The 24297-nt window shown below is 61.3% G+C and carries 21 protein-coding genes and 1 pseudogene; 10 read left to right on the top strand and 12 right to left on the bottom strand.

Annotated features, from left to right (window positions below; all coding sequences use genetic code 11):
* Nucleotides 1–41 precede the first annotated feature (41 nt).
* Entirely contained in the window at nucleotides 42–974 is a 933-nt protein-coding gene (locus AWB69_RS14240; protein WP_062085659.1) for a dihydrodipicolinate synthase family protein, read from the bottom strand.
* 120 nt (nucleotides 975–1094) lie between these two features.
* Between AWB69_RS14240 and AWB69_RS14235 the strand changes: the two genes are divergently transcribed.
* From AWB69_RS14235 to AWB69_RS14190, 10 genes are all read left to right on the top strand, one after another.
* On the top strand, nucleotides 1095–2096 hold the full coding sequence (locus tag AWB69_RS14235; protein ID WP_082913393.1) for a LysR family transcriptional regulator: 1002 nt from the start codon (nucleotides 1095–1097) through the stop codon (nucleotides 2094–2096).
* 112 nt (nucleotides 2097–2208) lie between these two features.
* Nucleotides 2209–3441, top strand: coding sequence for a sensor histidine kinase (locus tag AWB69_RS14230; protein WP_062085657.1), 1233 nt, complete (start codon nucleotides 2209–2211; stop codon nucleotides 3439–3441).
* Nucleotides 3442–3512: 71 nt separating this feature from the next.
* The gene (locus AWB69_RS14225; RefSeq protein WP_062085655.1) at nucleotides 3513–3809 is read left to right on the top strand and encodes a type II toxin-antitoxin system RelE/ParE family toxin; all 297 of its coding nucleotides are present in this window, start codon (nucleotides 3513–3515) and stop codon (nucleotides 3807–3809) included.
* A gap of 10 nt (nucleotides 3810–3819) precedes the next feature.
* Complete coding sequence (locus AWB69_RS14220; protein WP_062085654.1) at nucleotides 3820–4110, top strand: HigA family addiction module antitoxin; 291 nt, start codon at nucleotides 3820–3822, stop codon at nucleotides 4108–4110.
* Between the two features lie 207 nt (nucleotides 4111–4317).
* Entirely contained in the window at nucleotides 4318–5187 is an 870-nt protein-coding gene (locus tag AWB69_RS14215; RefSeq protein ID WP_082913392.1) for an ABC transporter permease subunit, read from the top strand.
* Nucleotides 5187–5897, top strand: a complete 711-nt coding sequence (locus AWB69_RS14210) for an ABC transporter ATP-binding protein (RefSeq protein WP_156528850.1) — start codon at nucleotides 5187–5189, stop codon at nucleotides 5895–5897. Before AWB69_RS14215 ends, AWB69_RS14210 begins: the two co-directional genes overlap by 1 nt.
* A gap of 93 nt (nucleotides 5898–5990) precedes the next feature.
* Nucleotides 5991–6977, top strand: coding sequence for an NrtA/SsuA/CpmA family ABC transporter substrate-binding protein (locus AWB69_RS14205; RefSeq protein WP_062085652.1), 987 nt, complete (start codon nucleotides 5991–5993; stop codon nucleotides 6975–6977).
* Nucleotides 6978–7141: 164 nt separating this feature from the next.
* Entirely contained in the window at nucleotides 7142–7867 is a 726-nt protein-coding gene (locus AWB69_RS14200; RefSeq protein ID WP_062085648.1) for a haloacid dehalogenase type II, read from the top strand.
* Nucleotides 7868–7951: 84 nt separating this feature from the next.
* A complete protein-coding gene (locus tag AWB69_RS14195) occupies nucleotides 7952–8695 on the top strand; it encodes a haloacid dehalogenase type II (protein ID WP_062085647.1) in 744 nt (247 codons plus the stop codon).
* A gap of 27 nt (nucleotides 8696–8722) precedes the next feature.
* The gene (locus tag AWB69_RS14190) at nucleotides 8723–9217 is read left to right on the top strand and encodes an Lrp/AsnC family transcriptional regulator (RefSeq protein WP_062085646.1); all 495 of its coding nucleotides are present in this window, start codon (nucleotides 8723–8725) and stop codon (nucleotides 9215–9217) included.
* A gap of 150 nt (nucleotides 9218–9367) precedes the next feature.
* Here AWB69_RS14190 and AWB69_RS14185 read toward each other — a convergent pair whose 3' ends face one another.
* The 11 genes and pseudogenes from AWB69_RS14185 to AWB69_RS14140 all read right to left on the bottom strand — a co-directional run bounded on the left by AWB69_RS14185 (nucleotide 9368) and on the right by AWB69_RS14140 (nucleotide 24074).
* Entirely contained in the window at nucleotides 9368–10486 is a 1119-nt protein-coding gene (locus AWB69_RS14185; RefSeq protein WP_062085641.1) for an LLM class flavin-dependent oxidoreductase, read from the bottom strand.
* Nucleotides 10483–11715: an acyl-CoA dehydrogenase family protein gene (locus tag AWB69_RS14180; RefSeq protein WP_062085638.1), complete on the bottom strand. Its 1233-nt coding sequence runs from the start codon at nucleotides 11713–11715 to the stop codon at nucleotides 10483–10485. Before AWB69_RS14180 ends, AWB69_RS14185 begins: the two co-directional genes overlap by 4 nt.
* Nucleotides 11716–11740: 25 nt before the next feature.
* The gene (locus AWB69_RS14175) at nucleotides 11741–12676 is read right to left on the bottom strand and encodes an ABC transporter substrate-binding protein (RefSeq protein WP_062085637.1); all 936 of its coding nucleotides are present in this window, start codon (nucleotides 12674–12676) and stop codon (nucleotides 11741–11743) included.
* Between the two features lie 140 nt (nucleotides 12677–12816).
* Nucleotides 12817–14406, bottom strand: coding sequence for a rhodanese homology domain-containing protein (locus AWB69_RS14170; protein ID WP_062085635.1), 1590 nt, complete (start codon nucleotides 14404–14406; stop codon nucleotides 12817–12819).
* A pseudogene (locus AWB69_RS49325) lies at nucleotides 14403–14558 on the bottom strand (cysteine dioxygenase); the annotation flags it as partial. The pseudogene AWB69_RS49325 and the gene AWB69_RS14170, both read right to left, overlap by 4 nt.
* Nucleotides 14559–14597: 39 nt before the next feature.
* Entirely contained in the window at nucleotides 14598–15674 is a 1077-nt protein-coding gene (locus tag AWB69_RS14165; protein WP_062085633.1) for an LLM class flavin-dependent oxidoreductase, read from the bottom strand.
* 132 nt (nucleotides 15675–15806) lie between these two features.
* The gene (locus tag AWB69_RS14160) at nucleotides 15807–16313 is read right to left on the bottom strand and encodes a hypothetical protein (protein WP_156528849.1); all 507 of its coding nucleotides are present in this window, start codon (nucleotides 16311–16313) and stop codon (nucleotides 15807–15809) included.
* Nucleotides 16314–16776: 463 nt separating this feature from the next.
* Entirely contained in the window at nucleotides 16777–18171 is a 1395-nt protein-coding gene (cysS, locus tag AWB69_RS14155; RefSeq protein WP_062085629.1) for a cysteine--tRNA ligase, read from the bottom strand.
* A gap of 95 nt (nucleotides 18172–18266) precedes the next feature.
* On the bottom strand, nucleotides 18267–21338 hold the full coding sequence (locus AWB69_RS14150; protein WP_062085628.1) for an efflux RND transporter permease subunit: 3072 nt from the start codon (nucleotides 21336–21338) through the stop codon (nucleotides 18267–18269).
* Between the two features lie 10 nt (nucleotides 21339–21348).
* Nucleotides 21349–22536 (bottom strand): efflux RND transporter periplasmic adaptor subunit, encoded by a 1188-nt coding sequence (locus tag AWB69_RS14145; RefSeq protein ID WP_456236556.1) that lies wholly within the window; start codon nucleotides 22534–22536, stop codon nucleotides 21349–21351.
* The gene (locus tag AWB69_RS14140; RefSeq protein ID WP_082913391.1) at nucleotides 22533–24074 is read right to left on the bottom strand and encodes an efflux transporter outer membrane subunit; all 1542 of its coding nucleotides are present in this window, start codon (nucleotides 24072–24074) and stop codon (nucleotides 22533–22535) included. Before AWB69_RS14140 ends, AWB69_RS14145 begins: the two co-directional genes overlap by 4 nt.
* Nucleotides 24075–24297: the final 223 nt, after the last annotated feature.

The raw sequence follows: 24297 nt of genomic DNA, 5'->3' as shown, positions 1-24297 counted from the left end.
TGGTGTAATTCAAGTGTCCGGACTGCGGTGCCCGGATGGCGTTACTTGCCCCAGCTCAGCACGAGCGGATCGAGGCGGCGCGCGACTTTCATCAGGCCGGCGCGGGTCGACGGATGCATCGGCGCGAACGGGTGACGGGTGGTGTCGGAGCGGATCACGCCGCCTTCCATCATCAGCGCCTTGCAGGCCGCGAGACCGCATTGGCGGTTCTCGTAGTTGATCAGCGGGAGCCATTGCTGGTACAGCTCGGCCGCGCCTTCCGTGTCGCCGGAGGTGTAGGCGTCGACGATCTTGCGAATCCCGTCCGGATAACCGCCGCCGGTCATTGCACCGGTTGCGCCGGCATCGAAATCCGGAATCAGCGTGATGGCTTCCTCGCCGTCCCACGGGCCGATGATGGCATCGCTGCCCAGTTCGATCAGTTCGCGCAGCTTCGACGCCGCTTGCGCCGTTTCGATCTTGAAGTACGACACGTTCGCGACTTCTTTCGCGAGCCTCGCCAGGAACGCCGCGGAGAGCGGCGTGCCGGCGACCGGTGCGTCCTGGATCATGATCGGGATGTCGATGGCGTCGGACACGCGGTTGAAAAACTCATGAATCCCGCGTTCGCCCACGCGGATGGTCGCGCCGTGATACGGCGGCATGACCATGACCATCGCGGCGCCTGCATCCTGTGCGGCGCGGCTGCGGGCCGCGCAGACATCGCTGCTGAAATGCGTGGTGGTCACGATCACCGGCACCCGGCCGGCCACGTGTTCCAGCACGGCCTTCTGCACCGCGCTGCGTTCGTCGTCGGTAAGCGCGAATTGTTCGGAGAAGTTGGCGAGGATGCACAGGCCGTGCGAGCCGGCGTCGATCATGAAGTCGATCGCGCGTCGCTGGCCGTCCAGGTCGAGGCGTCCTGAGGCGTCGAAGACGGTCGGGGCAACCGGGAACACGCCGCGATAGGTCGCGCGGTGGGTCTGATTGGGCATCGGAAGTCTCCATTGTCTATTTGGGACCACTATAGGGGCTGGTTCAAGGCGCTGTATAGTGAAACCTTTCCATCTCGTGATCGCTTTTGCGACTCACCCCAAGGCATAGGCAAACGCGCCATGAAGTCCACGCTGGATGTATTGATGGGCCGCTTGCGCATGAGGCAGTTGCAGTTGCTGATCGCGCTCGACGACCACAAGTCGCTGCATAAGGCCTCGAGCGCGATGTCGATGACGCAGTCGGCGGCGAGCAAGGCGCTGGCCGAGCTGGAGTCGATGCTGGAAGCGCCGCTGTTCGAGCGCGCGAAGAAAGGGCTGGTGCCGAACCAGTTCGGTTTTTGCGTGATCCGCTACGCGCGGCTGCTGGCGGCCGACCTGACCTCGCTATGCCAGGAAGTCGCCGATATCCGCCTGGGCACGGGAGGTCGCCTGGCGGTCGGCGCGATCATGGGATCGGTGCCGGATCTCGTGGTGCCCATACTGAACGAGTTGCAGGAGCGCAATCCGCGCTTATCGATCGAGATCGTGGAGGACACGAGCGCGCGGATGCTGGCGCTGCTCGACGAAGGGCGGCTGGATCTGGTCGTCGGCCGCTCAATTGTCAGCGATGAGCCGTCGAGGTATCACTATCAGCCGCTCGCGGACGAGCCGTTGTCGGTCGTCGTCGGCTACGATCATCCGCCGTTTGCGGCGGGTGAGCTGACGTTCGCCGATCTGGGCGGGCATCGCTGGGTCACGTACCCGAGCGCCATGCCAATGCAGGCGCTGTTGCAGCGCGAGATGGACCTGGCGGGGGCGCAGGTGCCGGTGAGCGCAATCTCGACGGCGTCGACCTTCGTCACGGTTGCGTTGCTGCAATGTAGCGCCACCCTGGTCTCGGTGCTGCCGGCGGGCGTTGCCAGGCTGTTTTGCAAGCATCGCATGCTGCGCGCGCTGCCGATCGGATTCAAGTCGAAGTCGCAGACGTTCGGTATTGTGACGCGCAAGGTGGGCGTGCTGTCGCCCTCGGCCCGGCAGTTTGTTCAGCGCCTGATGGACGCAAGCACGTCCATGTCGCTCGCGGCCGCAAGCGGGCCGGACCCAATCGGTACACGCCCGCCATTGGGTCGTCCTATACTTTAATCACTCGCGTCGAATGCCCGGACCGAGCGTTCCGGTCGGCACTATCCGCACCCCACCGGCATCAGCGTGACTCCCGGCGCCGACCCGGCGCTACAGCTTACGGATCTCGGGCATGAGCCAAATGACCACTGGTGCCTTGAAGGGCCTTGCCACCGTGCTGCGCGAGCAGCAGAAGCCGCTCACCGAGCGCTGGATGCAACTCGTGTTCGGCGACGCCGAGGTAGAGCACTCCGACGATCTCACCTACCGCCAGCTTGCCGACCACATCCCTCGTATCTTTGACGAAATCTGCCTGGTGCTCGAATCGCAGGATATGGATTCGCAGGAGCATGCGATCGAACAGGACGCGCGCCAACACGGAAAATGGCGTTGGCAGCAGGGTTACCGCGTAGATGAACTGGTTCGCGAGCTTGACCTGTTTCGTCAGGTGCTGCTTGCGGCGATAGGTGATTACGCGCAGCAGCATCCCGCGTTTGACCGCAAGCGCGAGGAGCGTGCGCGCCTGATCACCGATCAGGCACTCAGTTTCGTCACGCTCACATCCGTTCGCGAGGCGGTGGGTGAACGCGACCGGAAACTCGACGAATACACCGGCATGCTGGAGCGCGCGAATCAGGAGCTGACTTTGCGGCAACGGCTGATCAGCGACCTGTATGAAACGCGCATGCAGGTGGCGCGGCGTGTCGCTCATGATCTGCGCAACTTCCTGAATGTATTCGCCACCGCGCTGCAATTGATCGGCCGGTCGCAGGCGAAAAACGACCGGGCGCTCGCGCTCGCGAAACGGCAAGTCACCGACATGGCCACGCTCGTCGATGAAATGGGCGAATACTCGAAAGTGCTCGGCGATGATTCCATCCTGACGGTCGAGCGATTCGACCTGACCGACCTCTTCGACGAACTCATGCTGCTCTGTCACACGTCGGCCAAGGCGAAGGGGCTGACGCTCAAGGGGCGCGTCGATCCGGCGTTGAGCATGATCACGTCCAACCGGCTGAAGATGAAGCAGATCGCACTGAACCTGTTGTCCAACGCAATCAAATACACCACGACGGGCCAGGTGGAACTGGCGATGGTCACGTCGGGCGCAACGCACTGGACGCTGCGTGTGTCGGATACGGGCATGGGGATCTGCGAAGAGGATCGCGAACGGGTGTTCGAGGAGTTTGAACGAGCGGCGTCCGACGAGATTCCCGGCACCGGGTTGGGGCTGGCGATCGTGAAGGAACTCGCCCGCGAACTGCAGGGCGTGATCCGGTTTGATTCATACAAGGGCCGCGGCAGCGTGTTCGAAGTGCGTTTTCCGCTGGTGCTTGAAATCAATGGAGGGGCTTCGGTGGTTTGAGGCGGTTTCCCAATGGAAACGCATGATCGATCAGCATTGCGGTTCGTATAGCGTTCATGTACACTATACGGATGATCAAGAGCTTTCGACACAAAGGGCTGGAGCGGTTTTTTCTGACCGGATCAAAAGCTGGCATTACCGCTGCTCATGCGGAGAAACTGCAAATTCGCCTGACGGCACTCCATGCCGCAGCGGGTCCCGACGACATGAACGCAGGGGCGTGGAAACTCCACCCGCTCACCGGGCAGAACCCGAAGAAGCAGGCTGTGGAAGGCCACTGGTCAATATGGGTAACCGGCAACTGGCGTCTGACGTTCTTTTTCGAAGGAACAGATGCCGTTCTTGTTGATTACCTGGACTATCACTAAGGAGCCGACGATGACATCAATGCATAACCCGGCGCACCCCGGACTGGTGTTGCGCGACTACCTGGGCGAACTCAGTATTACGACCGTTGCTGAGCGGCTTGGCGTTACGCGTGCCGCGCTTTCGCGCATACTCAATGGCCACGCCGGCATTTCAGCTGACATGGCTATATTGCTTGGTGCCGCGCTCGGAACGTCGGCTGAAATGTGGACCATCATGCAGGCCCGCTACGACCTGTGGCAGGCACAACGGAAACCGCACCGGAAGGTTGAGCCGTTCCCCGAACTGGCACGAGCAGCCTGACGCGCAATCGCCTCACCCATACCGCCCTCGGGGCGGTTTTTTTATACCGGGCGCGTACCTCATGCTTCCCGACACCGCTGCTAAGCATAGAAGTTTTATGTGGTTCCAGTATTTTTCCTTTTGTTTAAGATCCTGTGGCTAGCATTTGCTGATGCTCGTTATCGCGTTGGGCGCGGCGAGCCACCCGGACAAAAGGAGTTTCAACCGATGGCAGACGTATTCGCCCGCAGGGCATCCGTTCTCCATTCGCATCCTGATCCCGACACGCGTCCTGCCGTCGCGCAGAAGCCCAATCATGCGGGTCCCGTATCGCCGTGGCTGCGTTATGTGTCGTGGGGTATGCCGGTCCTGCTGCTGATCGTGTGGGAACTGTTCGCGCGTCTCGGCGCGTTGTCGCCGAACGTGCTGCCCGCACCGTCGAAAGTCGCTCTCACCGCCTTCGAGCTCGTGAAAGAAGGGCGCCTGATTGGCGACATGGCGGTGAGTCTGCTGCGCGCCGCCACCGGCTTCGTGATTGGCGGCTCGATCGGGTTCGTGCTCGGCACGGCCGTGGGCTTTTCCAAAGTGGCCGAGGCATTTCTCGATCGCAACATCCAGATGCTGCGCGCCATTCCGTTTCTGGCGGTGTTGCCGCTGGTGATCGTGTGGTTCGGCGTGGGCGAGGCAGGCAAGATCTTCCTGGTATCGCTCGGCGTGATGTTCCCGATCTACATCAATACCGTCCTGGGGATTCGTCAGGTCGATCCCAAACTCATCGAACTTGGCCGCGTGCTCGGGTTGTCGAACTGGACGCTGATCCGGCGCATTGTGTTGCCCGGCGCGTTGCCCTCGGTGCTGGCAGGCGTGCGTTATGCGCTGGCCACGGCGTGGCTCGCATTGGTGGTCGCGGAGACCATTGCGACCAGTACGGGCATCGGTTTTCTTGCGATGGACGCGCGCGAATTCCTGCGTACCGATGTGATCGTGATGACCATTGTGATCTATGCCGCGATTGGCGTGCTGGCGGATCAGCTTGCGCGTTTCCTCGAGCGCCGCTTGCTCTCATGGCATGTGAATTTTGCAAAAGTGTCCCGCTGATGAATGCACCCTTGAAGTCGTCGGGCGCGGCGGTGGTCGTTCATAATCTGCGGCATTCGTACGGAGAGCGAATCGTTATAGACAGTTTGAACCTGCGGATCGAGCGGGGCGAATTCGTCGCGTTGCTGGGTGAAAGCGGCTGCGGCAAGACTACGTTGCTGCGGGCGTTGTCGGGTCTTGATCCCATCAACGGCGGTTCGATCGATGGGCCGCGTCTGCCTGCTGTCGTATTCCAGGAGCCGCGTCTGTTGCCGTGGGAGACGCTCTCTCGCAACGTCGCGCTTGGGCTTGCTCCGGGCCCGCAAAGCCTTGCGGCCGCGCAAGCGGCGCTGGCGGAGGTAGGGCTGGGTGAGCGGCTGGAAGACTGGCCGCGAAATTTATCCGGCGGCCAGGCGCAACGCGTGGCGCTGGCGCGAGCGCTTGTGCAGGAGCCGCAACTGTTGTTGCTCGACGAACCGTTTGCCGCGCTCGATGCGCTGACGCGTATCAAGATGCAGCGTCTGGTGAAACATCTGATCGAACGCCATCAGCCGGGGGTATTGCTCGTTACGCACGATGTGGATGAGGCGATTGCACTCGCGGATCGTGCGCTGATCATGCGTGGCGGTGCAATAGCCGCCGAGTATCGTGTGACGGAGGCGACGAGGCCCGCGCTGCGGGAGACGCTTCTCGCGCAACTCGGCGTGGACGCCGACACGGCCACTCACTAGTCCGCGGCGTCACCTCCCATTCCATTTGTATTACCGCTCGCCCGCCTTCAATGACGGGCGCGATTCCGTTCACCTGTCCGGCTCCATCCCGCCATGTCAAATCCAAGTTCCTCTCTCTGGTCGCGCCGCCGCTTCCTTCAAACCACCGTGGCTGCATCGGCGTTTGCCACCGGCCTTGCCGCGTGCGGCAACCGGAAAACCGACACGGTTCGCCTTGGCTGGGGACTCGGCGGCTTGCCGATGCTTGCAAAGGTCCGCGGTGAATTCGAAAAAGCCCTCGCGAAAGACAACATCAAAGTGGAGTGGATCGGCCCCTTCCCGAACCACGCGCCGTCGCTCGCAGCGGTCACCGGCGGCAGCGCGGATTTCAGCTTCGGCGGCAGCACGACACCTGCGCTTGCGGCAATGATCGCGGGTTCGCCGCTCGTGTTCACGCAGTTTTGCGTCGTTGATCCGCGCAGCACGGCGGTCATCGCGAAGGACGGATCGGGTATCGACCGGGTGGAAGATCTGGTGGGCAAGACGGTGGCGGTGAATCGCTCCGGGCTCGGTGAATTCCTGCTTGTCGCCGCACTCGAAAAACACAAGGTGCCGCGCGACTCGGTGAAGATCGTTTATCTGAATCCGCCCGACGCGGCGCCCGCGTTTGCAGAGGGCAAGATCGACGCATGGTCGATGTGGAGTCCCGGCGTGGATATCGCACGGGCGAACTACAAAGGCCACAACATTTTCCTTGAAGGGCGGGACCTGGATTTCCAGATCGATTTCAATTCCTACGTGACCACGCGCAAGTTCGCCGAGGACAACGCCGATATCGTCAAGGCAGTCAACGCCGCATACGGACAGGAAGCGAAATGGGCGTCGGACAACTCGGCCGAGGCTGAGACAATCGCCCAGCAGCAGGGGCATTACAGCGATGAAGTCCGCAATATGCTCAGCAGCATGAAGCGCAAGTTCGACATGCACGGCGTTGGCGATAAAGCCTTCGTGCACGATCTTCAGAAAGCGGCGGACTGGCTGGCGGCGCGCAGCGTCCTGCCGCAGAAGATCAACGTGCCGGACTACCTCGCGAAGGTTTGATCAGCCGCTGGAGGGCATCTGGTAGCGGTTCGGCAGCAGATTCTGCTGCCGAACCGCTATTGCACGATACGGCCTGCTGATGCTGATCCCGACATCAGTAACGGCTGCTGCCACGAGTCAATACACTGTGAGCTCATCCTGTGAATACCTGAGGGCAAACTGTTATGAAACTCACCGACTTCGACACGCTGACGTTTGACTGCTATGGGACCTTGATCGATTGGGAGACCGGGATCTTCGAAGGTCTGCGCCCCCTTCTTGAGCGCGTCAAGCAGCCGCTGACGCGCGACCAGGTGCTCGAGGCCCATGCACGCCACGAATCGTCGCAGCAGAAATACACGCCGGCCAAGCGGTATCAGGAACTGCTGCCGATCGTCTACAAACGGCTGGCCGAAGAATGGCAGGTGCCGTTCACGCTGGACGACTGCATAGCGTACGGAAAGTCGGTGCAGAACTGGCCGGCTTTCGAGGATTCGGCAGAAGCCCTGAGTTACCTCAAGAAGCATTACAAGCTCGTGATCCTGTCGAACATCGACAACGAAAGCTTCACCTGCAGCAATGCGAAACTGCAGGTCGAGTTCGACGCGATCATCACGGCCGAAGACGTCGGCTCGTACAAACCGTCGCCGCGTAATTTCGAATACATGCTGGAGAAGCTTGGCGACCGTGGAATCAGGAAAGAGAAGATCCTGCATACCGCCGAGAGCCTGTTTCATGATCACAAGCCCGCCAACGAATTTGGCCTGGCATCGTGCTGGATTTATCGCCGCCATGGTCAGGAAGGCTTCGGTGCGACAATGAATCCCGGCCAGCAGCCCAAGGTGGACTTCCGTTTCGACAATATGGCCGGTCTCGTGAAAGCGCATCAGGAAGCCGTGCTGCAAAAGTAACACCTGAATATGAATAGTGTCTGCCGCGTCAGAGGACCTTGCGCGGGCCGCGCAGCCAAATACGATTTTTTTTAGGAGGTTCAGGTGCGACTCACTGACTTCAAGGCGCTTACCTTCGATTGTTACGGCACGCTGATTGACTGGGAGCGCGGGATAACGGCGGGTCTCGCGCCTCTGGTCAAGCGCGTTGAGAAGCCGTTGACGCGAGATGAGGTGCTCCAGGCGCATGCCCGTCACGAGTCCTCTCAGCAGCGCTACACGCCGGAGATGCCGTATCGCGATCTGCTCGCGGTCGTCTTCAAGCGGCTCGCGGAAGAATGGAACGTGCCCTATACAACGGATGAGGCTGCCGCATACGGACGCTCAGTAGCTCAGTGGCCCGCATTCCCCGACTCCGCGAGCACACTTCAATATCTGAAGAAGTATTTCAAGCTGATCATCCTGTCCAACGTCGACAACGAAAGTTTTGCCGCCAGCAGGTCGATGCTGCAAGTGGACTTCGACGCGGTCATCACGGCGGAAGATGTCGGTTCCTATAAACCCTCTCATCGAAACTTCAATTACATGCTCGATATGCTTCCCGCGCTTGGGTTGCGCAAGGAAGAAACGCTGCACATTGCGGACAGCATGTTTCACGACCATGAACCGGCAGCCGGGCTTGGCATAAAATCCTGCTGGATCTACCGCCGGTTCGAGCAGCGGGGCTTCGGCGCCACTCTGCGCACGGTCAATGAGCCGCCGGTCGAGTTCAAGTTCACGAGCATGGCGCAACTGGTGAAGGCGCACCACGAAGAGCTCAGCAAAGGGTGGCCTGACAGACCCGCCTGAAAAAATCACCGGACGCGAGAGCACCCCATGACCACCCGACAGAAACTGGATCGGATCGACATCAAGATCCTGGCGGAACTGCAGAAGAACGGCAATATAACGAATGCAAACCTGGCCAATGCAGTCGGGCTATCGCCGAGTCCGTGCCTTCAGCGCGTCAAACGGCTCGAATCGTCGGGCATCATCTCCGGATACGGCGTGCATCTCAATCTCGCCAGGCTGACGACTACGGTGACGGTGTTCACCGAGGTGATGCTGCAAGACCATCGCCGCGAGGATTTCATCCGGTTTGAAGCGAACGTCCGGGAGATCGACGAGATCATCGAGTGCCACCTGGTCAGCGGAGGGTATGACTACCTGCTGAAGTTCCTGGTCGGCAATATCGGCCACTATCAGGAAGTGGTGGAAAGGCTGCTGGATCTCAATCTTGGCATTGAGAAGTACTTCAGCTATATCGTCATCAGGTCGCCATTCGTGAAGCACGCCGCGCCGTTGGACAAACTGCTGGCGGACGAACCATGAGGTTCGTCACATTGGCAATCAATCGTGGCGCGACCGGGCGACCACATCAGCGTCTCGAAGGAGGTCGTCAAGCGAGTTGCGATGACACCGTTTGACGACCTTGCTCCGGTAGTCAAAAAATACACGGCTGTTGCCCTATGTCACTACCTTTCAGGCCTGAACGGAATCAAGTTCCTTCCTGGTCGCCTTGCTGTCCTCGTTTGCAACGGCCGCGCGTACCAGCGGTAACAGATCGCGGCCGTAACCCAGCGCGTCTTCCAAAGGATCGAAACCGCGAATCAGGAACGTGGAGATACCCAGGCGGTAATACTCGATCAACGCTTCGGTCACCTGTTCGGGTGTGCCGACCAGCGACGTGGAATTGCCTGCCGCTTTCGTCAGCGCGGTGATCCCGGTCCACAGGCGCTTGTCCACCACGGTTCCTTTCGCGGCTTCCGCCAGCAGGCGTTGCGCCCCGACATTCTTGGGTTCGCTCGGGCGCCGCGTAAAGTTAGGATTACTTTTCACTACTTCAGTCGCGCGCGCGAGAATTGATTCCGCGCGCGCCCATGCGGCGTCTTCCGTTGAAGCGATGATCGGGCGCAGCGAAAGGCTGAAGCGGATTGCATTCTCACGGCCATACGGTCTGGCTGCCGCGCGTACCCGTTGGATGGTCTCGGCGACCTGGGCCAGCGACTCGCCCCACAACGCAAAGACATCGGCATGCTTGCCCGCGACCTGGATAGCCGCTTCCGACGAACCGCCGAAATACACCGGCAGATGCGGCTTTTGCAAAGGACGAACCAGCGACCGGTGACCCTTTACACGATAGAACACACCTTCGTGATCAAACGGCGTTTCGCTGGTCCATGAGCGTTTCACGACATCGAGATATTCGTCGGTGCGCTTGTAGCGGTCGTCGTGTTCGAGGAAGTCGCCGTCGCGTTGCTGTTCGGTATCGTCGCCGCCGGAGATGATGTGCACGGCGGTGCGGCCCGCGCTGAAGTGATCGAGCGTGGCGAGTTGACGGGCGGCGAGCGTCGGGGCGACAAAGCCCGGGCGATGCGCAAGCAGGATGCCCAGACGCTTTGTTTGTTGCACCACGAACGACGCGATCTGGAAGCCGTCCGGCGATGCACTTGAATGAGCGATCAGCACGCGATCGAAACCACCGTATTCATGCGCTTGCGCGACCGCGGCAATATAGGGCGGATTGACCGCGGGTCCTTGCGGCAAGTGGATTTCGCTTGATTCCTGATGGCTCACATAGCCGATGAATTCAACGCTCATAGTGGTGCTCCCTTAAGAGAAGATATGGCTTGGTGCGCGGAGAACCCGGCGCGTCCGAGTGCGCCGAGCAGTGCGTCGTTTTGTGGCGTATGAATGCGCGAGCACAGCACGTCGCGATGGTGGCGTTCAAGCGCGTTGTTGCGGCTTAGCCCCGGATTGCCGCTTGCCTCGACTGCGAGTTCAACGGCGGTGATGGCGTTCTGCGTCACGAGGTACTTGATGGCGGGTGCTTCTTGCAGCGGAATATTGCCGTGCGAACCGGCGTCCAGCAGCACGCGATTGTTGAGCAGCAATGCATCGATACGGCCAAGCGTCTGCTGGAAACTGCCCAGGCTGGAGAGCGGCGCACCCAGGTTGGCGGGTTTCCGATCCGTGGCCCATGATGCAAACCAGTCGCGGGCAGACCGGGCTACTGAGTCGTAGATCGATGAGAGCAGCACGTTCATCCACAGCGTGGTGAGCGGGTCCATGCCGCTTGCAGCGATCTCGGGAGAATTCAGGTCGACGGCATGAGCAGCGGGAACACGCACGTTCTCGAAGATCACTTCGTGACTGCCGGTTGCACGCATGCCAAGGTGGTTCCACGGCTCGCCGAAACGAATGCCCTCGGTAGCGTGATGTACCAGGAACGTCCCCACGCGCGGCGGGCTTTCGTCGGTGCGGCCCCAGACAGCGAACCATGTCAGGCCCGGACTGCCGGTCGAATAGATCTTGCGGCCGTTGAGAATCCACGCGTCGCCGTTATCGGTCAGGCGCCCGATCGTGCCGGGCAAACCGCCGCGCGAGGGCGAGCCCAGTTCCGGCTCCACGCGCAGCGAGTTGATGAGCGCGCCATTTTCCACCGCGTCGCGCGCGACTTGCTCTTTCAACGCTTGCGGCCAGTTTGGGTTGGCCTGCAGGCGCAGATGATAAAGGCACTGCATCACGAGGATCAGCGCGGTCGATGGCTCACCGCGTGCAACCGCGCGCACTACCTTGAGCACTTGCGGGAGCGTAGCCTGCCGGCCGCCGAGCGCTTGCGGCACCGTCAGCGCGAGCAGACCGGCGCTTCGCAAACGTGCGAGGTTGTCGTGGGGAAAGAGTGCGTCACGATCGAGCGCCCCGGCGCTCGCGGCGAAATCCTGAGTGAGCGCGGTGAGCCATTGATCGGCCGTGGGGCTATCGAGATCGGCGAGGGCGTCGAGCGCAATGGGGTCTTGCAAGGCAGTGGGCGGATGCCGTACGGTCATCGGAAGGTCCGTTGATGGGATGTTCTTAGTGCGCCGTGAACTGGGCGTCGAAGCTCGGTGTCACGTCGAGCGATGTCTTGATCACGCCTGCGCGAACATAGAGATCGGCAGTGTGTTGCTGCTCGGCGATCACCTTGCTGTCGATCGTGATCGGCTTTAACTGCGCTCGTTGATAGACGACCTTCAGTACATCGGCAGGCAAATGCGTGACGCGTGATTGAATGGCCGCGACTTCGTCGGGATGCGACAACGCCCATTGCTGACCAGCCGCTACACGGCGCACGAAGTCATCAATTTCAGCGCGTTTCGTCTTGATCGATTCGTCGGTGGCGGCCTGGAAGCTGAGTCCCGATGAAAGCCCCACACCATTCGCCACGCTGCGGTTGTTGTCACGCAATTCACCGAGCGCGACATACGGGTCCCATGTAGACCATGCATCGACGTTGCCCGACTCCAGCGCCGACTTGGCATCGGCGGGTTGCATGAACTCCAGCGTCACGTCAGAGAGCTTGATGCCCGCACGTTCCAGCGTCGCGATGGCCAGAAAATGGCCGATGGAACCACGCGTAGTCGCAATGCGTTTGCCCTTCAGATCGGCTGCGCTTTTGATGGGGGACCCGGCCGGCACGAGGATCGCAAGGTCGACCGGTTGTGACCGGGTTGCCGCTACTGCACGCACGCGCGCACCGGCGGCGTAAGCGAAGATCAGCGGTGCGTCACCGAGACCGCCTATATCGATTGCACCTGCATTCAACGCTTCACCAAGCGGTTGCGCGGCAGGAAAGTTGAACCACTCGATCTTGTACGGCACGTCTTTCAACTGGCCGGATGCTTCGAGAATGCCGCGTGTCTGCAACTGCTGGTCGCCGACTTTCAGAACGGTTTCGGCAACCGAAGCAAGAGGACGCAGCGAGGTGAATGCAGTCAGCGCGGTGATCAACAAGAGGCTGCGTCGTTTCATGAATCGTCCAGGCAGGAAAAAAGATTCACGATACGATTCGCCGCGGCATTAGACAAACGCATTGTTCTGCTTTGCTAATCGCCGGGATTGGAATGACGCGGACCGGGCCGCGTCAGACCTTATGCGTCAGACCTTTCGCTTCAGATTGCGAAGAAGCCGTGCGTGCCGTCACGTTCCAGTTGCGCAACGAGGCCGTATTCCCATTCAAGGTACGCGTTCATTGCTTCGCGGGGAGCGTCGGTGCCTTCATACGGGCGCCGATACCGGTCTATGCGCGGCGACGCCAAATGGGTCTCGCCCTTGGCAAGCGGCAAGCCTGCCGCAGTCCAGGCAGCGGTTCCGCCTTCGAGCAACAGGACCGGCTTCGATGTGAGCGCCGCCACTTCCGGCCCGGCGAACGCGGCAAGCGCGCCTGAGCCGCACGTGAGCACGTATTGCTTCGCGTCCGGCAATGCGGGCAGGTCGAGCGCAAGCCGCGAGCGCACGGTCCACCATGCGCCCGGGATGTGTCCCCTCACGTGGTTCGCGCTCGCGGTGAAGTCGAGCACGATGGTCTGGCTTGCGGGATCGTCGAGCAGGGCGGCGAGTTCTTTTGCGGTGATCGTGGGCGTGGCTGCGGGCAGCGGTTTCGCGGCGCGCCACGGGCCTTGTTCAGTGAGATCCGTGCTCGTCGCGCCGTCGATCACATACACGTCATTGTTCATCTGCGCGAGCCACGACGCCGTCATGTTGGCGCGCACGCCGTCGTCGTCGAAGAGGACCACGCGGGCGCCTCGGACCGGCGCAAACATCTCTGTTTCCTGCACGAGCTGGCCGCCCGGCGCGCCTTGAAAACCCGCTGCATGCGCGTGTTCGTATTCGGCGGGCGTGCGGACATCGAAGCGATAGGTTGTGCGTTCCGCGTCGTCAGCCCAGCGTTGCGCCTCCACCAGCGTCGTGCGTTTCACGCCCGCGCGATCGGCTACGGCGCGAGCGGATTCGCGCGATGCGTCGTCGGCACGGCCGTCGTCGGTGCCGAACTGCCGCGCGCTGCCATGCGCGAGCGATTGGCCCGCAAGCAGCCAGCCGATCGTGCCGTTGCGCAATGCCGCCACCGGGTTCGGAAGGCCGGCATTCACCAGCGACTGCGTACCGATGATGCTGCGCGTACGCCCCGCGCAATTCACGATCACGCGCGTCCTGGGATCGGGCGCAAGTGCGCGGGCGCGCAACACGAGTTCGGCGCCCGGCACGCTGATGCTGCCCGGGATGTTCATCGTCTGATATTCGTCGTAGCGGCGCGCGTCCAGCACGACTACGTCCTCGCCGCTTTTCAGCAACGCATCGACGGCTTCAGCCGATAACGCCGGCGTATGCCGCTTCGCTTCCACGAACTCGCCGAACGCCTTGCTCGGCACGTTGACATCGCGGAACACTTCGCCGCCCGCACGTTCCCAGCCTTTCAGACCGCCTTCGAGCAGCGCAACATCGGTATAGCCGAGTTCTTCAAACCGTCGTGCGGCGCGTTCCGCGAGACCTTCGCCGTCGTCAAGCAGAACGATCGGCACGGTCTTGCGCGGCAGCTTCGTCAACGCTTCGAGTTCGATCTTGGACAGCGACAGGTTCGCTGCAAACAACGGATGACGTTGCGCGTGCGGATCTTCTTCGCGAACATCAAGGAAGGCTATTTCGCGCTTTGAAAGCAGGGCGTCGCGCACGTCGTTGAAGCTGCGCTGGGGGATGGCGCTCATGAGTCGAGTCGTTCCTTCGAGAGGTTCCAGAGGTTGGGAAGCGTGTCGTTCGTATAGCCCGAGACGAAGGGTTTCGGCGGACCGTCGAGGGGGTAGACGTGCCGCGAGATGCCGCCGGTGTTCGCACCGTACACATGAATGCTGATGGATAAATCCGCGCAGTTTTACATGGCTTATCGTTTAGTGCGGCTTCACGCAGCGTGTGCTATTTGCGAGGTCAGTTCACGCGTGGCCGGGATCAACTCGCGGCCGTAATCGAGCGCGTCTTCCAGCGGATCGAAGCCGCGAATCAGGAACGTGGTGACGCCGAGTGCGTGATATTCGGCCAGCGTTTGCGCCACTTGAGCCGGGGTGCCAACGAGCGCCGTTGAATTCGAGCGGCCGCCAATCTCCTTCGCCACGCCGGTCCACAGGCGATCGTCTGCACGTACGCCGTCGCCCGCTGCAGCCAGCAGGCGGCGCGCGCCTTCGCTTTGCTGCGGCGTTGCTTCACCAAGACCTTGCAACGCACGCAGCCGCCGCGTTTCAGCAAGGATGTGTTCGGCGCGTTCCCAGGCGGCCTTTTCGGTCGCCGCAAGAATTGGCCGGAACGATACGGAGAAGCGCACGTTGCGTCCATGTCTGGCCGCTTCAGCGCGAACGCGGGTGACCTGTTCGCGCACCTGTTCCTTCGATTCGCCCCACAGCGCGTAGACGTCCGCGTGCTTGCCCGCGACTTCAATAGCCGGCGCCGATGCACCGCCGAAATAGATCGGCACGTACGGGGTTTGCTTGGGCTTTACTTCGGAGAAAGCTTTTTTGAAGCGGTAGTAGCGGCCTTCGTGATCGAAGGGTTCGGATTCGGTCCACACGCGTCGCAGGATCTGCAGATATTCGTCGGTGCGGGCGTAGCGTTCGTCGTGCGAGAGAAAGTCGCCGTCGCGACGTTGCTCGACGTCGCTGCCGCCCGAGATGAAGTGGACCGCTAGCCGGCCGCCGCTCAGTTGATCGAGTGTGGCGAGCTGGCGCGCGGCCAGGGTTGGCGCGACGAAACCGGGGCGATGCGCGAGCATGAAGTGGATGCGCTGCGTGACGCCGGCCGCGTAGGCGACGGTCAGCATGGCGTCGGGACTGGTCGATTGATAGGGCACGAGAATGCGGTCGAAACCGGCTTTTTCGTGCGCCTGGGCGAAGTCGCGGAGGTAGTCTATATCGATTGCCGGACCGCGCGCCAAATGCGTTTCCGACACTTTTTGCTGCTGGATCATGCCAATGAATTCGACGCTCACGGAAGACGCTCCTCGTTGATTCGCACGGTGGGGCAGTGCGTGAAGAGACGCTTCAGGACGCTGCCGGTAGCTTCAAAGGCTAACATCGGCTGACGCAGATCTTAAATATCAAAACCAGCTAAAGATATGCCCTTACGACCCCTTGCCCCGACCCGACGATCCCGACTTCGCACTAGCCGGCGAGCGCGCCCGCCACCGGCTGGTTGTCTCTTTCCCGGCGACTTCATCCATTGCCACGGCAATCAGCTCGACCCGTTGCTCGCGCGTAAAACTCGCGTAAGAAACGCCATCGATCGTGCCGTGTTTCTTCAAAAGATGAATTGCAGCCGACCGGTTCGCTTTCTCGAGTTCCAGGTCTTCCTGCGCGCTGAGCAGCGCCGCGGTCAAACTCGCGACTGCTGCTTTTTCCTGCGCGACGTCGAATTTCATCAGGTCCATCCTGACGTCGATGTCCGGTGCATTCGACGACATCCTGACCTGCAATTGCGTCAGTTCGCGTTTCAAGTCGCCTTCGCGCCGAAGCGCGCGTTCAAGCTTCTGCGCCATGCCGGGGTGTGACCGCCCGTGGCTGCGGAAGAACGTGCTGAAGGTGTTTCCAAGAATTCCCATACCGTCATGACCTCGAGGTGATTTGTTCATCGGCAAGCACTGTCCGATGGCCGCAGTTGTGCACTCGACGTGAGAACAAGGTCTCACTCTCGCTAACTACGGCAACTCCCGGCAATTCTTTAGGCTTTTTATGGACCGCCTAATTAACGGTATTTTTTACACAATGAAAGCTGGAGAAAGGATGAAGAAACGCCCGGCAATCGACGTGATAGTGATTTTTTTCGGACACGCGCCGGACACGGGAGACAGGAAATGAACAAGCCTGACGCGGCAAAAGCAGCGGCGGCGAAGGCATGGGATCGGCCTTACAAGCTGATCGGCGGCAACGGCCTGCAATTGCGGGTCGCAACGGACGGCGGCAAGACATGAACAGGCAATGTCGAGCTCCTTATCGCTCGCGACATGGCCCTCCGGATCATAGGAAACACCGCTAGCCCCTGGCGCAGCAGGCCTGGCGTCGAACCAGCAGGCGAGGGTGCGAAAGAATCAACGCTCATGCGCGGCGCCACTCGGTCAGCCCGCCCGGTTTGTCTTCAAGCGCAACCCCGGCCTCGAGCAATTGTGCGCGAATCCCGTCTGCCTCCGCATAATTCTTGGCCCGCTTCGCGGCGGTACGCTCGGCGATCTTCGCCTCGACCGCCGTCGCGTCGAGCACCGCCCCGACATCGCCCGCCGCTTGCTGGAGGAAAGCCCGCGGTGCACGGCCAAGCAGGCCGATCGTCTGCGCCAACGCCCGTAGCTGACGCGCGAGCGCAGCGTCGCGTGTGCGATTGACGCCGCTGGCGAGCTCGAACAGCACCGACACGGCAACCGGCGTATTGAAGTCGTCGTTCATCGCCGCGCGAAAACGCACGGCATGTTCCTCGTTCCAGTCGAGTTCGCCCCCGTCGGGGCTCACATCCTTCAGCGCGGTATAAAGACGCGTGAGCGCCGCGCGTGCATCGTCGAGGTGCACGTCGCTGTAATTGAGCGGCGACCGATAATGCGCACGCGCGATGAAGACGCGCACAACCTCGGGATCGTACTTCGCGATCACCTCGCGAATCGTAAAGAAGTTGCCGAGCGACTTCGACATCTTCTCGTCGTCGATTTTCACGAACCCGTTGTGCATCCAGTAATTGACGAACCTCTGCCCCGTCGCCCCCTCGCTTTGCGCGATCTCGTTTTCGTGGTGCGGAAACTGCAGATCCTGTCCGCCGCCGTGCAGGTCGAAATGCTCGCCGAGCAGCGCGCAGCTCATCGCCGAGCACTCGATATGCCAACCCGGGCGCCCGGGTCCGTACTGTGAATCCCAGCTCGATCCCTCCGGCTCCCCGGGCTTCGCGGGTTTCCACAGCACAAAGTCGAGCGGATCTTCCTTGGCCTCGTTTGCGGTGACGCGTTCACCGGCACGGAGGTCTTCGAGCGACTTGCCCGAGAGCGCGCCGTAACACGCGAACTTGCGCACGGCGTAATTGACGTTGCCGTCCGTCGCCCGGTAGGCATACCCGTTCGCCTCGAGCTTCCCGATCATGCCGAGCATCGGCGCAACGTACTCGGTCGCTCGTGGTTCGATGTCGGGACGCGCCACGCCGAGCGCGTCGGCATCCTCGTGCATTGCTGCGATGAAGCGGTCCGTGAGCGATCTGATCGTCTCGCGATTTTCGATCGCACGGCGGATGATCTTGTCGTCGATATCCGTAATATTGCGCGCGTATGTCACGCGGTATCCGAGCGTGCGTAACCACCGCTGCACGACATCGAACACGACCATCATCCGCGCATGTCCGATATGGCAATAGTCGTAGACCGTGATCCCGCAGACGTACATTCGCACTTCACCTGCGCGGCGCGGCACGAAAGCTTGCTTGTCACGCGTGAGCGTGTTGTAGATGCACAATGATTTCATGGTTACGATGTGTGCGAGCTGCGGGAATTCCCAATCTGGCGACGTTTGAGGCGCCTCGCACGAGAGCGAGCGGACGCTGTCAGAATGGGCCTTAGCTATATCTCTAAGCTCTGCACCGCTGGCTGTACCGCACGCGCTTGCTTATGACGATCGGGTGCAAGAAACAGGTACATAGCCGGCACGACAAACAGCGTGAAGAGCGTGCCGATCGTCAGGCCGGCGAAGATCACGAGCCCCATCGCGTTGCGGCCTGCAGCGCCCGCGCCCGAGGCGACAAGCAGCGGCACCGCGCCAAGCGCCATCGCCGCAGTCGTCATCAGGATCGGCCGCAACCGTACGCCCGCCGCTTCTTCCAGTGCTTCACGCTTGGAGTGTCCGGCGCGCTGCAGTTCGTTCGCGTACTGCACGATGAGAATCCCGTGCTTGCTGATCAGCCCCATCAGTGTCACGAGCCCGACCTGCGTGTAGATGTTCAGCGACGTGAGGCCGACGTTGATGAAAATCATCGCGCCGAACAACGCCATCGGGACCGACACGAGAATCACGATCGGATCGCGGAAGCTTTCATATTGTGCGGCGAGCACAAGGAAGACGATAAGCGTTGCGAACAGCAGCGTCGCGGCGAATCCGCCGGATTCCTGCATGTACTGCCGCGACTGTCCGGCATAGTCGGCCGCGTAGCCCCCGTTTGGCGCGGCCTGCGCCAGCGCTTCGCGCAAGAAGTCGAGCACCTTGCCTTGCGAAAGGCCCGGAAGCGTGACGCCCGAGATCGTTGCCGAGTTGAGCTGCTGGAAGTGGTTGGTCGATTCCGGTACGACACTCTTCTCGAAGTGCGCGACCGTCGACACCGGGATGATGCTGCCGTCAGGCGTACGCAGATGGTAGTCGAGCACCTGCGACGGGTTCAGACGGTCCGTTTGCAGCACCTGAGGGATCACTTTGTACGAGCGTCCGTCGATTGAAAAGTAGTTGACGTAGGCACCGCCGAGCGCATCGCTGAGCGTCTGGCCAATATCGCTTTGCGTGAGCCCGAGCGAGGCGACTTTGTCACTGTCGATGACGAGCGTCGATTGCGGTCTATCGATTTTCAGATCGCTGTCAACGAAAAAGAACATGCCGCTGTCGTTAGCTGTCTTCAACACCGCCTGCGCCACCTCGTCCAGATTTGCGATCGGCTCCGTCGTCGTGATCACGAATTGCATAGGCAAGCCTTGCGAGCCGGGCAGGGGAGGCATCTGGAACGCCGCGACGCGCGCACCGGCCACCACCGAAAACTTCTGCATCAGATCCCGCTGCACCTGGGTGGCGTCCCTCTTGCGCTTGTCCCACGTCTTCAACAGCATGCCGCCGATGACCTGGTTCATGGTGGGTGTGCCGGTGAACTCGAACATCTGCTCGAATTCGGGTTCCTTCTTCGCGATCGAGTACACCTGGTCCGCGTAGGTCTGCATCTGCTGGATCGTCGCATTGGGCGGGCCCTGGACCTGCGCCATCACGATGCCCAGATCTTCTTGCGGTGCGAGCTCCGATGTCGACGTTGAAAACAGATACACGAGCCCGCCGAGCATCAGCACGCCCATCACGGCGAGCACAGGCCACGTATCGAGTGAGCCCTTGAGCGTGCGCGCATAGAGGCGATGCACGCGAGCCAACTGACGATCGATAAACTCTATGAGCCGCCCCGGCCGCTCCTTGCGCAGGATGCGGGAGCACATCATGGGCGACAGCGTCAGCGCAACGATTCCCGAGATCGTCACGGCACCCGCAAGCGTGAACGCGAACTCCGTGAAGAGGGCGCCGGTCAGGCCGCCCTGGATGCCTATTGGAACGTAAGCCGCAATCAGCACGACAGTCATCGCGATGATCGGCCCGCACAGCTGACGTGCCGCCATGCGCGCTGCCTCCAGGGGCGATTTGCCTCCCTCTCTCATGTGGCGGTCGACGTTCTCGACGATGATGATCGCGTCGTCGACCACAAGGCCGATCGCCAGCACGAGCGCGAGCAGCGTCAGCAGATTCAGGGAATAGCCAAGCACCTGCATCACGAAAAACGTGCCGATCAGCGAAATCGGTATCGTGATGACGGGAATGATCACCGCGCGCATATTGCCGAGGAAGAGGAAGACGACTGCCGTGACGATCAGGAACGCCTCGATGAGCGTCTTGACCACCTCGTCGACCGATTTTTCGATGAACTCCGTCGTGTCGTAGACAATCTTTCCAGTGAGCCCCGTCGGAAGCTCTTTCTGCAGGCTCGGGAACACCGCGTGCACACGCTTTGCGATGTCCAGTGCGTTGGCGCCGGGCGCGACCTTGATGCCGATGAACACCGAACGCTTGCCGTCGAGGGAGACGTTGGAGTCGTAGTTGTCGGCGCCGAGCTCGACCTTGGCAACATCCTCGAGCCGCACGAGAACACCGTTTTGTTGCTTGACGACGAGGCGCTTGAAGTCGTCGACCGTATGCAGATCAGTGCCGGCGCTCAGATCGACGTTGACCATCTGCCCCTTGGTTGTGCCGAGGGTGGTCAGGTAGTTATTGTTGGCGAGCGCTGTACTGACGTCGGACGCCGTCACGTTGTGCGCGGCGAGGCGCCTCGGGTCGAGCCAGGCGCGCATTGCAAAGCGCCGGTCGCCGAGCATTTCGGTTCCTTGCACGCCTTCGATTGCATCCAGCTTCGGCTTCACTACGCGCAGCAAGTAGTCGGTGATGTCGTTGGCGGGCAGCACGTTGCTGTAATAACCGATGTACATGGCGTCGGTCGTTTGTCCGACCTGCACCGTCAGCACCGGCTGCTGCGATTGCGGCGGAAGCTGATTCTTGATTGACTGGATCTGCGTGCTGATCTCGGTCAGCGCACGGTTCGCATCGTAGTTGAGCCGCAGCGTGGCGGTGATCGTCGAGACGCCCGTGGTGCTCGTCGACGAGAGATAGTCGATGCCCTGTGCTTGCGCGATCGCGGCTTCGAGCGGTTGCGTGATGAAGCCGGCGACCGTTTTGGCGGGGGCGCCGGGGTAGGTCGTCATGACGACGACGACCGCATTTTGCGTTTTCGGAAATTCGCTGACTTGCAGCACGGCAAGCGCGCGCAGCCCTAGCACGAGGATCAGCAGGCTGATGACCAATGCGAGCACCGGCCGTCGAATGAAGATGTCCGTAAAGTTCATCGTGCTGCCTTCAATGGTCCTGCGGTGTCGGGTTGGCATCGTTCGCGGGATTCGCGCTGTTGTCGATCAGCAGCTGCGTACCGTTCTTGAGCTTCATTTGCCCGCTCGTGACCACCTGCGTGTCGTCCGGGACACCCGTCAAGATGGCGACCTGGTCGCCGCGCGTGGCGCCCGGTGTGACGAACACCTGCTCGGCAACAGGCAGGACTTTGCCTTTCTCGTCCGGCTGTGTACCTGGCTTGACGACGAACACCGTCGCACCATACGAGTTGTAGGTGAGGGCGGTTTGCGGCAACGTCAGGTAGCGCTCGGTCGTGCCCGCTTCGATCTCCACATTTGCATACATGCCCGGCAACAGTTTCTGATCGTGATTGTCCACGCGTGCTTCCACCTGCACTTGACGTGTTGCGCTGTCCACCTTTGGGTCAATCGACGTGATCGTGCCCAGGCGCGTTTTTTCGCCGTGAGCGCCGCTGTCGACGGTGATCGCCTGGCCCAGCGCAAGCTTGCCGAGCTGCTCTTGCGGCACGTGGAAGTCCGCGTAAACCGGCTCGAGCGCTTGAAGCGTGACGATAGCGTCGCCCGGATTCAAATACTGGCCAGGGTTGATCTTCGTGATGCCGAGGCGCCCCGAGAACGGCGCGCGGATCGTCTTTTTGTCGAGCACCGCCTGCTGTTGCGCGACCTGTGCATTCTTGCCGCGCAGGTCGGCGGCATCGGCGTCGAGGGTTGCCTTCGCGATCGCTTTGAATTCGTATTGGGCCTTGTCGCGGTTATAGATGGTCTGCGCGAGGTCCGCCGCGGCTTTCAGCGATTGAAGCTGGGCCACGTCGGCGTCGTCGGTCAGGCGCACGAGGACCTGGCCGGCCTTCACTTCGCCAGACTTGAAATTGACCTGACGAACGAGTCCCGCCACTTCGGTCGTGACTTCGACGCCCTGGGCGGCACGAATGTTGCCCACCGCGGCGATCCGCGGCTGCCAGGTCTGATAGGTCGCGCGCGTCGCGCTCACGGTGACCGGGGCGTTCGCATAGGTCGCCATGTACTTCGCGATCATTTTCGTCTTGACGATGTTGAAGGCGACCAGGAGGCCGAACAGCAGGCAGATCAAGATCAGCATCACCGTCATCCGCTTGCGCAGCCGCCGGTTGCCCGGCGCAGATGTCGTGGTGGTTATCCTGGTCGTCGTGGTTGTCATTGGTCACTCTCCTGTACCTGCTGTGCTCCGGGTTGTCCTGTGTCTTCCCCCGTCCACCATCCGCCGCCGAGCGCCTGGAACAGCGCCGCCGTGTCCGCATAACGCGCGGCGCGAGATTGGGCAAGGCTTACGACCGTTTGCTGGTATTGCCGCTGCGCGTCAACCAACGACAAATAACCCACGGAGCCGATCTTGTACTGGTCGCGCGTGAGCGTAAGCAAGTCGCGCGCGGCGCCGGAGGCGTCGGTTTGCGCATGCAGGGCTTGAGCGTCATGGTCGAGCGCGCGCAGTGCGTCGGCGACATTCTGGAAGGCGAGAAGCACTGTTTCGCGATACTGAGCATCCGCCTGTTCATAGGCGGCCTGGGCGGCGCGTTTTTCTGCCTGCAATTGGCCGCCGTGGAAGAGGGGTTGCGTGAGGCCTGCGCCGAGGCTCCAGATCGCGCTGCCTGCACCAAACAGTTGTGCAGGCGTAAGCGACTGGGCGCCATAGCTGGCCGATAGCGTCAGCTGCGGGTAGAGCGCCGCGGTCGCAACGCCAACTTTTGCGCTTGCCTGATGCAGCAGCGCCTCCGAGGCGAGGATGTCGGGCCGTTGCCGCACCAGCGCCGACGGCAAGCTGACCGGCAATGTGTCCGGCAGCGTGAACATGTCGAGGCGGAATTCAGGCACGGTGGCATCGCTCGGCAGCCGCCCTGCGAGTGCAGCGAGTTGGTGACGCACCTGGTCGAGCGAGTCGCGCAGCGGCGGCAGTGTCGCGGACGTTTGGGCGAGCTGGGTCTGCTGTGCGAGCACGGCCGTGCGCGCCACGCCGCCAACCTCGAATTGCTTGCGCAACACGTCGAGCTGATCCTGCTCACTGGCGACAATTTGCTCGGTCGCCTCGATCTGTGCGCGCAGCGAAGCCTCACGCACTGCGGCGGTCACGATATTGGCCGTGAGCGTGAGATGGGCGCCTTGCAGTTGGTTGTTCTGGTAGTCGATCTGCGCTTTCAGCGACTCGAGCTGGCGTCGCCCGCTGCCGAACAGATCGAGGTTGTACGATACGTTGACCGACGCGTTGTACAGGTTCAGGTCTTCGCTGAAGCCAGGTTGTCCGAACGTCAATCCAGTCAGCTTCTGGCGCTGCGCACCCAGTTGCGCGTCAACGCCCGGCAGCAAGGTGGCGCCCCTTTGCGCGGCGTAATTCTCGCGGGACTGACGCAATGCGGCTTGCGCAGCCGTGATGTTGGGACTGTCGGCGAGCGCCTGGCGGATTAACGCGTCGAGCGGTTCGCAATGAAACAGCGTCCACCAGGCAGCCGGAATATTCTCGCCAGGGGCGAAACGCTGCGATGCGCCGGACGCGCCAGGCGTTTCGACCGTCTGCGCCGGTAATGGCGCAGACGTGTAGCCCTCGGCGTTCGGCGCCGCTGGATGCCGAAAATCCGGCCCCACGGTGCAAGCCGAAAAGACGGAGGCGACGAATATGGCACACAGCACGAGCGACGCGCGCAGCCTGATCTCTTCGCGAGCTCTGCGCCGCGACCCTTCGCTCATTCGACTCACTCCTTAAGGAGGTTAATTAAAGACGAACAACGCTTGCAGTCATTAAGAAGACATTTTTGTCATGTAGGTGAAAATCGTTTTAGTCTTTAATTCAGACATCTTGAAATCAAGATGGAAGTTGAATTCGACCTTTCAAGAACAGCCCGAGCACTATAGCGGCCGCATGTTGTATGCCGGCATGCAGGTGCGAAGCTGAGCGCGAGAACGCGAAGTT

The sequence above is a fragment of the Caballeronia udeis genome (genome assembly GCF_001544555.2).
GTDB lineage: Bacteria > Pseudomonadota > Gammaproteobacteria > Burkholderiales > Burkholderiaceae > Caballeronia > Caballeronia udeis.
This window is presented reverse-complemented; position numbering and strand designations above follow the sequence as displayed.

What these genes read in the sequence shown, in the direction of transcription:
- AWB69_RS14190 (WP_062085646.1), top strand. Translation starts at nt 8,723, where the DNA reads ATGACCACCCGACAGAAACTGGATCGGATCGACATCAAGATCCTGGCG.
- AWB69_RS14240 (WP_062085659.1), bottom strand. Translation starts at nt 974, where the DNA reads ATGCCCAATCAGACCCACCGCGCGACCTATCGCGGCGTGTTCCCGGTT.
- AWB69_RS14225 (WP_062085655.1), top strand. Translation starts at nt 3,513, where the DNA reads ATGATCAAGAGCTTTCGACACAAAGGGCTGGAGCGGTTTTTTCTGACC.
- AWB69_RS14175 (WP_062085637.1), bottom strand. Translation starts at nt 12,676, where the DNA reads ATGAAACGACGCAGCCTCTTGTTGATCACCGCGCTGACTGCATTCACC.
- AWB69_RS14140 (WP_082913391.1), bottom strand. Translation starts at nt 24,074, where the DNA reads ATGAGCGAAGGGTCGCGGCGCAGAGCTCGCGAAGAGATCAGGCTGCGC.
- AWB69_RS14235 (WP_082913393.1), top strand. Translation starts at nt 1,095, where the DNA reads ATGAAGTCCACGCTGGATGTATTGATGGGCCGCTTGCGCATGAGGCAG.
- AWB69_RS14230 (WP_062085657.1), top strand. Translation starts at nt 2,209, where the DNA reads ATGAGCCAAATGACCACTGGTGCCTTGAAGGGCCTTGCCACCGTGCTG.
- AWB69_RS14150 (WP_062085628.1), bottom strand. Translation starts at nt 21,338, where the DNA reads ATGAACTTTACGGACATCTTCATTCGACGGCCGGTGCTCGCATTGGTC.
- AWB69_RS14215 (WP_082913392.1), top strand. Translation starts at nt 4,318, where the DNA reads ATGGCAGACGTATTCGCCCGCAGGGCATCCGTTCTCCATTCGCATCCT.
- AWB69_RS14200 (WP_062085648.1), top strand. Translation starts at nt 7,142, where the DNA reads ATGAAACTCACCGACTTCGACACGCTGACGTTTGACTGCTATGGGACC.
- AWB69_RS14160 (WP_156528849.1), bottom strand. Translation starts at nt 16,313, where the DNA reads ATGAACAAATCACCTCGAGGTCATGACGGTATGGGAATTCTTGGAAAC.
- AWB69_RS14185 (WP_062085641.1), bottom strand. Translation starts at nt 10,486, where the DNA reads ATGAGCGTTGAATTCATCGGCTATGTGAGCCATCAGGAATCAAGCGAA.
- AWB69_RS14170 (WP_062085635.1), bottom strand. Translation starts at nt 14,406, where the DNA reads ATGAGCGCCATCCCCCAGCGCAGCTTCAACGACGTGCGCGACGCCCTG.
- AWB69_RS14205 (WP_062085652.1), top strand. Translation starts at nt 5,991, where the DNA reads ATGTCAAATCCAAGTTCCTCTCTCTGGTCGCGCCGCCGCTTCCTTCAA.
- AWB69_RS14145 (WP_456236556.1), bottom strand. Translation starts at nt 22,536, where the DNA reads ATGACAACCACGACGACCAGGATAACCACCACGACATCTGCGCCGGGC.
- cysS (WP_062085629.1), bottom strand. Translation starts at nt 18,171, where the DNA reads ATGAAATCATTGTGCATCTACAACACGCTCACGCGTGACAAGCAAGCT.
- AWB69_RS14210 (WP_156528850.1), top strand. Translation starts at nt 5,187, where the DNA reads ATGAATGCACCCTTGAAGTCGTCGGGCGCGGCGGTGGTCGTTCATAAT.
- AWB69_RS14220 (WP_062085654.1), top strand. Translation starts at nt 3,820, where the DNA reads ATGACATCAATGCATAACCCGGCGCACCCCGGACTGGTGTTGCGCGAC.
- AWB69_RS14180 (WP_062085638.1), bottom strand. Translation starts at nt 11,715, where the DNA reads ATGACCGTACGGCATCCGCCCACTGCCTTGCAAGACCCCATTGCGCTC.